We start from the raw sequence: 10,508 nt of genomic DNA, 5'->3' as shown, positions 1-10,508 counted from the left end.
TTTCAATTTTTTGTGTTTCTTCTTCATTAATACTATCAAAGAAACCTTGTTCATTCATCCAGTCATCACTAAATACTTTACTCATGTATCTTGAGCCATGATCAGGAAAAATTGCAATTACATTACTTTCTTTATTAAACTCTCCTTCTTCGTGATATTGTTTTATAGCTTGTAAAACAGCTCCTGAAGTATATCCAACAAATAAACCTTCTTTTCTCGTGATTTCTCTTGCTGAGTGTGCACTTTCCTCATCGGTTACTTTTATGAACTTATCGATTACATCAAAATCTGTAGCTGTTGGAATCAAATTTTTACCTAATCCTTCAATACGATAAGGGTAAATTTCATCTACATCAAATTCTTTTGTTTCATGGTATTTTTTTAATACAGAACCAAAAGCATCCACTGCCAAAATTTTGATATTGGGATTTTGTTCTTTTAAGTATTTTGCTGTACCCGAAATTGTCCCTCCTGTTCCACTGCATGCAACAAGGTGTGTAATTTTACCATTGGTTTGTTTCCAAATTTCTGGACCCGTTGTGTTATAATGCGCATCAATATTCAACTGATTGAAATACTGATTGATGTAAACAGAACCTTTGGTTTCATCGTGCAATCGTTTAGCAACACTATAATACGATCTTTCATCATCTGCAGCAACATTTGCTGGACAAACATACACTTTTGCTCCAAGACTACGAAGCATGTCAATTTTATCTTTAGACGATTTAGAACTTACAGCCAGTATACAATTATATCCTTTGACAATACTCACCATAGCTAAGCTAAAACCAGTATTCCCAGAAGTAGTTTCTATAATAGTATCACCTGGTGATAATAATCCTTTTTTTTCTGCTTCTTCAATAATGTATAATGCGATTCTATCCTTAGAAGAATGACCCGGATTAAAAGCTTCTACCTTTGCATAGAAGTTTCCTTCCATGTTTTCAGTCACTTTATTTAGTTTAACAAGCGGTGTATTGCCTATCAATTCTAAAACATTATTATAAGCATTTATTTCTTCTTTCATAAATAAATAGTTAATCAAGGTTAATTTTATTTAACAATGATACATTGCAAATTTAACAAAAAATATCTAATTACTCTTTAATTTTTTCTAATTCTAATAAAAAACTAAATTCCTTTGCTAATTCCTTAAGTGCTTCAAATCGTCCTGAAGCCCCACCATGTCCAGCATCCATATTAGTATCAAGGTATAAAACTGTACTTTCATCTTTAACAGTTCTCAACTTAGCAACCCATTTCGCCGGTTCCCAATATTGCACTTGCGAATCGTGCAATCCTGTAGAAACATACATATGAGGATATTTTTGTTTTTTTACATTATCATAAGGTGAATAAGACATCATATACTTGTAATATTTCTTTATATTAGGGTTACCCCATTCATCATACTCGCCTGTTGTTAAAGGAATTGTATCATCCAGCATTGTTGTCATTACATCAACAAAAGGCACTTGAGCAATAATTCCGTTGTACAGTTCTGAAGCATCATTTGCAATAACTCCCATTAATAGTCCACCTGCTGAACCACCCTCAGCATACAAATGTTCTGTTGATGTATATTTTTGATTGATAACAAATTTAGAACAATCTATAAAATCCGAAAATGTATTTTTCTTTTTTAACAATTTTCCATCTTCATACCATTGTCTTCCTAAATCTTCTCCACCACGAATATGAGCAATAGCATAAATAAAACCTCGATCTAATAGTGACAAACGTGTTGATGAAAAATAAGCATCCATAGAATGCCCATAAGAGCCATAAGCATACAGTAATAATGGATTAGACGCATCTTTTTTCAAATCCTTGCGATATACCATAGAAATTGGTATTTGAGTACCATCAGTAGCGGTAGCCCAAACTCTTTCTTCTATATAATTATCTTTGTCAAATGTACCTCCTAAAACGGCTTGCTCTTTCTTAACTTCCTTTTCTTTAGTTCGCATATTGAAATCAATAATCGAAGATGGGGTTGCCATTGATTGGTAGCCGTAGCGCAAAATTTCAGTTTCAAAATCTACATTGGTTGATGTAAAAGCAGTATAGGTTTCACTTCCAAAAGGCAAATAATATTCTTCTTTTCTGTCCCAAGACATAATTCGGATTTTATTCAAGCCTCCTGTACGTTCTTCCAATACCAAATAGTTTGAAAATAGCTCCACACCTTCTAATAACACCTCTTCACGATGTGCAATTAATTCTTCCCAATGATCAGAGGTAGTAGCTTCTTCGGATGTTTTCATTAATTTAAAATTATCCGCCTCATCTTTATTAGTTAGAATATAAAAACTGTCTTTATAATGACTTAAACTATATTCTACTCCTCTTTTTCTTTTTTGAAACATTTTGAATTTTCCATCTGGAGTATCAGCATTCAAAATACGGTATTCAGTTGTCAAGGTACTACTTGACTCAATTGCTAAATATTTTCTAGATTTTGTTTTGGCAACATCAACACTGAATGTATCGTCTTTTTCAAAATAAACCAAAACATCATCGGTTTGTCTAGTTCCTATTTTGTGCTTGAAAATTTTATCAGAGCGCAAAGTTTGTTCATCTTGAGAAGAATAAAAAATAGTTTGATTATCATTAGCCCAAACTGCAGATCCAGTTACTTTTTCGATTGTATCCTCTAGAATTTCGCCTGTTTCTAAATTTTTAACCTGAATGTTATAAATTCTTCTACCAATAACATCAGTACTAAAAATAGCCCATTTATTATCGGGGCTAATACTCATTCCTCCCAATTTAAAATAAGCCTGTCCATCTGCTAATACATTACAATCAAAAAGAATTTCTTCAGGTGCTGTAAGGCTTTCTTTTTTACGAGCATAAATAGGATATCCTTTTCCAGTTTCATATCTAGTAATGTAATAATACCCGTTATAAAAATATGGAACCGATTCATCGTCTTCCTTAATGCGGCCTTTCATCTCTTCATACAATTCGTTTTGAAACGTTTTAGTATGAGCAGTCATTTCTTGATAATACTCGTTTTCTTTATTTAGGTAATCAATTACTTCTGGATTTTCACGATTGTTTAACCAAAAATAATTATCAGTTCTAACATCGCCAAATTTCTGTAATTCAGTTGGTATAATTTTAGCAATCGGGGCTTGTATGGTATTTGTCATTAGGTGTTTTTCGTATTGAAATAAGACTGGGTGTAAAAATAAGTCAAACGTTACGTAAATCGTATAGGCTTTTCATCTATTTTAACATTGTATTTTGCTTTTAATATATTAATTTAGCCTTATAAACACTAAAATAAATAAAAATGGATTTAATGGGAATGATGGGTAAACTAAAAGAGACCCAAAACAAAATCGAATTGACAAAAAAACGATTGGATACTGTTTTTATTGACGAACAAAGTACAGACGGTTTATTGAAATTATCAATTAGTGCTAGTCGTAAAATAAAAAGTATCACCATAGCTGATGCGCTATTGGAAGACAAAGAACAACTTGAAGATTATTTAATATTAGTTTTAAATAAAGCCATAGACAATGCTACAAAAATTCAAGATGCTGAATTAGACGCTGTTGCCAAAATGGATATGCCAATGATTCCAGGAATGGATAATTTATTTAAATAAAAGTTATAAGTTTAGAGTTATAGGTTAAGAGTTAAAATTGCACGTTCAAACGACATAAATAACACATAACCTATAACTACTTCTATCTACATCACTAACTTCTCGATTGTCTCTAGCACATAACCGTGCATTACTTCCCTATAATCCAAGTGGGTTACCATTCTAAGTTTATTTTCTCCTAGAGCACTAAAAGAAATATTCTTTTGTTTTAATTTCTCTATTACTAGGTTTTGGTTATAATTTGGCTTGACCGAAAAAATAATAATATTCGTTTCAACAGGTTCAACCGTAGCTACCCAGTTTGTTTTTGATAAAGCTTGTGCTATTTCTTTGGCTCTACGGTGGTCTTCCGATAATTTTGCGATATTATTTTCTAAAGCATACAAACCTGCAGCTGCTAGATAACCTACTTGTCTCATGCCTCCTCCAAGCATTTTTCGGATTCGCAAGGCACGTTGAATAGTTGCTTTATCTCCCAATAAAACAGAACCAATAGGAGCCCCTAATCCTTTAGATAAACAAACTGAAATCGTATCACAAATCTGACCAAAGGCTTTGGGGTTTTGTTTCTTAGCAATTAACGCATTCCAAATTCGGGCGCCATCCATATGAAACTTTAAGTTATTAGCAATGCAGACTTCTTTTATTTTTTGAAGATCTCCTAATTCATAACAAGCACCACCTCCTTTATTTGTAGTATTTTCTACACAAACTAAACTTGTAAAAGCAGTGTGATAAAAATCAGGATTATTAATCGCCTGAGTCACTTGTTCCGCCGTAATCATACCTCTATCACCATCAATTAAATTAAAAGAAACGCCACTATTGAAAGAAGCTCCTCCCCCTTCGTATAAATAAACATGCGAAAACTTGTCAGCAATAACTTGATCACCAGGATTGGTCTGTAATTTAATTGCAGTTTGATTAGCCATAGTTCCTGATGGAAAAAACAACCCTGATTCCATTCCGAAGATTTGTGCGACTGTAGCTTCAAGTTCAATAACCGTAGGGTCTTGCTTGTAAACATCATCTCCTACTTGAGCGTTAAACATACACTCTAGCATTTCGAAATTGGGCTTCGTAACAGTGTCACTAACTAAGTTTATTTCCATTTTATTTTTTATAATATGATACGGACAAAAAGCATATATGAGATACAGACAAGTCCCGCCTTGTCCCTTCACAAAATTTTTCTATTTTTGCGCAACAAAATTATAATAATTTATGACAACTACCGAACAAATTAAAGGTATTGTGGAGCGCCTTGGTGCGTTGAGGAGGTATCTTTGACGTTGATGCTAAATTAATCGAAATTGCTAACGAAGAAGAGAAAACTTTTGCTCCTGATTTTTGGAATAACGCCAAAGAAGCACAACTTATTGTTAAAAATCTGACATCTAAGAAAAAATGGATTGAAGACTATAATAAAGCCATCGAATTTACAGACGAATTACAATTAGCTTATGAGTTTTACAAAGAAGGTGAATTTACATCTGAAGAATTAGACGAGCAATACGATAAAGCAGCTTCTCATATTGAAGGAATCGAATTCAAGAATATGCTATCAGATGAAGGTGATAGTTTGAGTGCTGTTTTACAAATCACAGCTGGTGCTGGTGGAACTGAAAGTTGTGATTGGGCTGAAATGCTGATGCGCATGTACATGATGTGGGCAGAGAAAAGTGGCTACAAAATCAAAGAATTAAACTTTCAGAAAGGAGATGCAGCAGGGATTAAAACGGTAACACTTGAAATTGAAGGAGATTATTCTTTTGGATATCTAAAAGGTGAAAATGGAGTACACCGATTGGTGCGAATCTCTCCTTTTGATAGTAATGCCAAACGTCATACGTCCTTTGCGTCAGTGTATGTGTATCCCTTAGTGGATGATACTATTGAAATCGAAATTAATCCTGCTGATATTGAAATAACAACGGCTCGTTCTAGTGGTGCAGGTGGACAAAATGTGAATAAGGTTGAAACCAAAGTTCAATTAGTTCACAAACCATCTGGAATTCAAATTCAATGTTCAGAGACGCGTTCACAACACGACAACAGAAGTCGTGCCTTGCAAATGTTACGTTCTCAATTGTACGAAATTGAATTAAAAAAACAATTAGAACAACGCAGCGATATCGAAGCTGGAAAAATGAAAATTGAGTGGGGGTCACAAATACGAAACTACGTAATGCAACCTTACAAGCTTGTTAAAGATGTTCGTACTAGTTATGAAACTAGCAATGTGGATGCTGTTATGGATGGTGATATTGACCCTTTTCTAAAAGCCTACTTGATGATGATGGGACAACGTGAAGAAGAATAATTTGAATTCTACCTCATAATAAGAAGTATATTGCCTTGAATAAAATAGTTCGTCTTTCAAATTGTATTAATAATATAATTTGGAAGACTTTTTTATTAAAAATAGATTCTATTTTAATATCATTTAATTGATTGTGGAAAAAAAAACGATCCATCCTAAAACTGGATGAATCGTCAAACTAACCAATGAAATTATTTTATTCTAAAACCATAATTTTTAAAAATTATAATAAAATGTATACGACTACAACTTTAAATATTGGATTTTAAACTATTAAAATTATTAAAAACAGATTTACAGTTTAGAACGAGCAAAAGTCATTTGGTTTAATTGTTTTTTTTTGGCTTAACACAATATTAACTTTTTATTTTTAATATTGAAAGTTTTATTGATTTTTTAAATATTCTAATATACTATAAACCAATAAACAGGTCATAATAAATTACCTTTGTGCCAAATAAAAAAAATGAAATGACAAAGTCTAATTATTTTAAAACAATTTTAATTTTAGGTTCTCTTACAGCACTTGGTCCTTTCTCAATTGATATGTATTTACCAGGTTTTTCAGGTATTGCCAAAGACTTAAATACAAGTGTAGCTAATGTTGCCATGACCTTATCAAGTTATTTTATAGGTATATCAGCAGGTCAGTTATTATACGGTCCATTATTAGACCGATTTGGAAGAAAAAAACCGCTTTTTATAGGGCTCCTTGTTTATATAATAGCTTCCCTTGGTTGTGTTTTTGTTAAAGACATTGATACCTTTATTGGTTTGCGTTTTATCCAAGCAATAGGAAGTTGTGCAGCAACAGTAGCATCAGTTTCTATGGTAAGAGATTTATTTCCAGTAAAAGAAATTCCGAAAGTTTTTTCCTTATTAATGTTAGTTGTAGGATTATCGCCTATGTTGGCACCAACTATTGGTGGATATGTTACCGCTGGTTTTGGATGGCAAGCTGTATTTTTAATTTTGATGTTTCTTGGGATAGGAGTACTTATATCAGCCCAATTTGGTTTACCCAACACCTACACACCAGATGAATCTATTTCGTTAAAACCAAAACCAATCATCAGTAATTTTTTAAAAGTATTAAAAGAGCCACAGTTTTACACCTATGCCTTTACAGGAGCAATGGCTTTTTCAGGACTTTTTACTTATGTAGCTGCTTCTCCAATTCTATTCATGGATATCTTTAATGTAGATGCTAAAACCTATGGTTGGATCTTTGCTTTTATGTCCTGTAGTTTTATTGGAGCCAGTCAACTCAACTCAGTCTTGTTACGAAAATTCACTAGCGAACAAATGATTTTTAATGCATTAATTATACAATCCGTAATTAGCATTACATTTTTGATTGCAGCATTGAATGACTTATTAGGGCTGTATGAAACAATCGGTTTATTATTCTTATTTTTAGGCTGTTTAGGAATTTCAAATCCCAATACTGCTGGACTTACATTGGCACCATTCACCAAAAACACAGGAAGTGCTTCAGCTTTAATGGGTGCTATACAATTAGGATTAGGTGCATTAGCGTCTTATGCAGTTAGTATCTTTGTAATCGAATCCATCACCCCTATGGTTGTTATTATGATGTCAACAACCATTACCGCTTTGATTATACTACAACTTGGAAAACGAACCATCATTTCTAATAAAAATTAGAAAAACAAAACCCCAATAAATATCAACTATTCATTGGGGTTTTAATTTTATAAATGTGTTTCAATTAAGCTTCTGAAACTGATTTAGATGCTTTTTTATCTGGTCTGATAATCATTCGTAAAGAGTTGTCTTTAGAGAAATAAGCCACCATCCAGTTGTAGAATGTTTTTACTTTGTTTCGGTAAGTAATCAAAGAAATCAAGTGAATAAACAACCATATAATCCATGCAAAGAAACCTTTGAAATGCATTTCTGGTTTTGGTAAATCAACTACGGCTTTATTTTTTCCAATAATAGCCATTGATCCTTTATCAAGATATTTAAAAGGAACCATTGGTTTTCCTTGAAGAGAAGCTTTCGTGTTTTTGGCTAAATTAATCCCTTGTTGTATGGCTACTTGGGCTACTTGTGGGTGTCCATGGGGGAAAGCCTCATCGTTAAATTGAATACAAGTGTCACCTATAGCATAAATATTATTAAAACCTTCTAACTTATTAAAGGCATCTGTTTTTAAACGTTTTCCACGACCGTAACTTTCCGCTGGAATTCCTTTAAATTCTCTAGCAGTAACTCCTGCTGCCCAGATCAAGTTTTTGGTTTGAATGGTTTCACCATTAGCAAAATGCACTGTGTCATCAACATAATCAACGACATTATTATTCAATTTAACAATCACACCAAGTTCCGTAATTGCTTTGTAGGTATCATCTTGAGATTGTTTGCTCATTGGCGCTAATAAAGCGGGACCTCCATCTACTAAATAAATATTACTAGCACTGGTTCCTAATTCTGGATATTCTTTTAAAAGAATATTTTTTCGCATTTCAGCAAACATTCCAGATATTTCTACACCTGTAGGTCCTCCACCTGCTACAACAATAGTTAATAATTTACGACGCTTACGAATATCTTTGGTTATAGCTGCCTTTTCTAAGTTTTTCAACAAAGTGTTACGCATGACAATAGCATCATTTAGTGTTTTCATTGGGATGGCGTTCTTTTTAACGTTTTCCATACCAAAATAACTTGTTTCAGCACCAGTAGCAAATATTAGTTTGTCATAATTTAACTCACCATTACTTAATATTACTTTTTTATCCCCTGGAATTACTTCAATAAATTCACCCAAACGAAATTGCAGATTTTTTTTACCTGCAAAAAATTTACGAAATGGATAACTAATACTTGATGGTTCTAGATATGCTGTCGCTACTTGATAGATAAGAGGGGGAAAAAAATTATAATTATTTTTATCAACTAATGTTACATGAACTCCATCTTGATTTAAAAGTTCTTTCGCTAGATTCATTCCAGCAAATCCTCCGCCGATTATTACAATTTCCATATTGTACTATTTAGTCTTTTATAAAATATTTCGTTTTTAGTTCTTTTTTAATCGTTTCACAGGTTTCTCTGTGGGTATATTTCTGTTTTGTAACAAATGATTAGCTAATAATTTTTCTACTAATTCATCTTTAGTCAAATGATGAAAAATTGTTTTTACTTTATTCTTGAACTCAACATCAACTTCGTGATTTGGCTTCGTTTTGAAAATTTGTTTTGCCCAAAGTAAGGTATTGTTTTCTTCAATACTAGCTACCGAAGGTTTTTTGAAAAGATGAAATTTGATTCCCAATTCTTTTTCAAAATTAGCAATTTCAACTACTTCTTCAGGTTGTAATACTGTCAATGATAATCCCTTTGCTCCTGCTCTAGCGGTACGACCACTACGATGAACATAGGCTTCGTAAGCATCTGGCAAATGATAATTAACAACATAAGATATCTCTCTGACGTCAATTCCACGAGCAGCTAAATCTGTTGCTACTAATATATTAATGTGTCCTTCACGAAATTGCTCCATAATTCTATCACGAATTCCTTGTGATAAACTTCCGTGGATTGCTCCTGATGAGAACCGGTTAATTGCTAAATTTTTGGCTAATTTATTAACAGCGGCTTTGGTTTTACAAAAGATAATCCCACGCTCACCTTCTTTAGAATTTAAGAAATGCATTAATACATCCAGTTTTTCAATAGGATCAACAACAATGTACTGGTGATCAATTCCTTGATTCCCTACTGTTTCCATGCTAGCGCTTACTTGAACAACATTTTTATTTAAGTAATTCTGAACCAATTGCTTGATGGTTCCTGGCATAGTCGCTGAGAACAATAATGTTTTGTGTGCTTTTGGTAATTCTGCAACGATTTCATCTAAACTTTCCTTTAAGATACTGACCATTTCGTCAGCTTCGTCTAGTACTAAAAATTTAGTATTAGAAAGATTAATGGCTTTACGCTGAATCAAATCAATCAAACGTCCTGGAGTAGCTACTACAATATGAGTTGGCGCAGTTAATCTTTCAATTTGTGGTTTGATAGGAATCCCTCCGCAAGTAGCGGCAATAGAAACTTGAGGTAAATATTTAGCAAATGCTTCTAGATTAGAAAAAATTTGGTGCCCCAACTCACGTGTTGGAGCCAAAATAACGGCTTGTATGATAGGTTGCTCCGTTTCTATTAATTGTAATAGAGGTAAACCAAATGCAGCCGTTTTTCCAGTTCCTGTTTTAGCAAGCCCAACTACATCAGTAGTATTGGATAAAAGTAACGGAATTGTTTTTTGTTGAATTTCTGTTGGTTCAACAATATTCAATTCGGTAATTGCTTTTAGAATTGGTGATGATATTCCTAAATCTAAGAATTGATTTGCCATTGGAGTATTTATGTTTGTACTAAATTATTAATTTAAATAGGAATTTTCTAGCCCTATTACTTCACTAAACTTTAATTTTCATAGGAGTTCAGTGACCTTCGTTTGAAACAGTATTCTCTTGTAGTAACTATAGCGGAACACAAGAGATTGAGTAGATAGCGGAATTAGCTCGT

General features: G+C 32.9%; 8 protein-coding genes. 3 read left to right on the top strand and 5 right to left on the bottom strand.

Annotation, left to right across the window (positions count from 1 at the left end):
- Together WBQ70_RS10050 and WBQ70_RS10045 are read right to left on the bottom strand one after the other, a co-directional pair.
- The coding region (locus tag WBQ70_RS10050) for a PLP-dependent cysteine synthase family protein (RefSeq protein ID WP_423913612.1) at window positions 1–1,030 on the bottom strand (1,030 nt) is incomplete at its 3' end.
- A gap of 70 nt (window positions 1,031–1,100) precedes the next feature.
- Window positions 1,101–3,161, bottom strand: coding sequence for a S9 family peptidase (locus WBQ70_RS10045; RefSeq protein WP_423913609.1), 2,061 nt, complete (start codon window positions 3,159–3,161; stop codon window positions 1,101–1,103).
- 143 nt (window positions 3,162–3,304) lie between these two features.
- On the opposite strand from WBQ70_RS10045, the gene WBQ70_RS10040 reads away from it, so the two are divergent.
- Complete coding sequence (locus WBQ70_RS10040; protein WP_423913606.1) at window positions 3,305–3,625, top strand: YbaB/EbfC family nucleoid-associated protein; 321 nt, start codon at window positions 3,305–3,307, stop codon at window positions 3,623–3,625.
- Between the two features lie 86 nt (window positions 3,626–3,711).
- Here the strand turns inward: WBQ70_RS10040 and WBQ70_RS10035 are convergent, their stop codons facing one another.
- On the bottom strand, window positions 3,712–4,737 hold the full coding sequence (locus tag WBQ70_RS10035) for a threonine aldolase family protein (protein WP_423913604.1): 1,026 nt from the start codon (window positions 4,735–4,737) through the stop codon (window positions 3,712–3,714).
- Between the two features lie 112 nt (window positions 4,738–4,849).
- On the opposite strand from WBQ70_RS10035, the gene prfB reads away from it, so the two are divergent.
- Both prfB and WBQ70_RS10025 read left to right on the top strand, forming a co-directional pair.
- Window positions 4,850–5,948, top strand: a protein-coding gene (prfB, locus tag WBQ70_RS10030) for a peptide chain release factor 2 (RefSeq protein WP_423913602.1) whose coding sequence is annotated in 2 segments (ribosomal slippage) — window positions 4,850–4,912 and window positions 4,914–5,948 — 1,098 coding nt in all. Because the reading frame shifts where the segments join, the coding sequence is not laid out codon by codon here.
- Window positions 5,949–6,419: 471 nt separating this feature from the next.
- Window positions 6,420–7,616 (top strand): multidrug effflux MFS transporter, encoded by a 1,197-nt coding sequence (locus tag WBQ70_RS10025; protein ID WP_423913599.1) that lies wholly within the window; start codon window positions 6,420–6,422, stop codon window positions 7,614–7,616.
- A 64-nt stretch (window positions 7,617–7,680) separates the two neighbouring features.
- Here WBQ70_RS10025 and WBQ70_RS10020 read toward each other — a convergent pair whose 3' ends face one another.
- Both WBQ70_RS10020 and WBQ70_RS10015 read right to left on the bottom strand, forming a co-directional pair.
- On the bottom strand, window positions 7,681–8,961 hold the full coding sequence (locus WBQ70_RS10020) for an NAD(P)/FAD-dependent oxidoreductase (protein ID WP_423913596.1): 1,281 nt from the start codon (window positions 8,959–8,961) through the stop codon (window positions 7,681–7,683).
- Between the two features lie 36 nt (window positions 8,962–8,997).
- The gene (locus WBQ70_RS10015; protein WP_423913594.1) at window positions 8,998–10,335 is read right to left on the bottom strand and encodes a DEAD/DEAH box helicase; all 1,338 of its coding nucleotides are present in this window, start codon (window positions 10,333–10,335) and stop codon (window positions 8,998–9,000) included.
- Window positions 10,336–10,508: the final 173 nt, after the last annotated feature.

The sequence above is a fragment of the Flavobacterium sp. genome, assembly GCF_049590715.1.
Taxonomy (GTDB): domain Bacteria; phylum Bacteroidota; class Bacteroidia; order Flavobacteriales; family Flavobacteriaceae; genus Flavobacterium.
This window is presented reverse-complemented; position numbering and strand designations above follow the sequence as displayed.

Excerpts from the sequence above, each read along its gene's own strand:
- WBQ70_RS10045 (WP_423913609.1), bottom strand. The coding sequence starts at position 3,161 with ATGACAAATACCATACAAGCCCCGATTGCTAAAATTATACCAACTGAA.
- WBQ70_RS10040 (WP_423913606.1), top strand. The coding sequence starts at position 3,305 with ATGGATTTAATGGGAATGATGGGTAAACTAAAAGAGACCCAAAACAAA.
- WBQ70_RS10035 (WP_423913604.1), bottom strand. The coding sequence starts at position 4,737 with ATGGAAATAAACTTAGTTAGTGACACTGTTACGAAGCCCAATTTCGAA.
- WBQ70_RS10025 (WP_423913599.1), top strand. The coding sequence starts at position 6,420 with ATGACAAAGTCTAATTATTTTAAAACAATTTTAATTTTAGGTTCTCTT.
- WBQ70_RS10020 (WP_423913596.1), bottom strand. The coding sequence starts at position 8,961 with ATGGAAATTGTAATAATCGGCGGAGGATTTGCTGGAATGAATCTAGCG.
- WBQ70_RS10015 (WP_423913594.1), bottom strand. The coding sequence starts at position 10,335 with ATGGCAAATCAATTCTTAGATTTAGGAATATCATCACCAATTCTAAAA.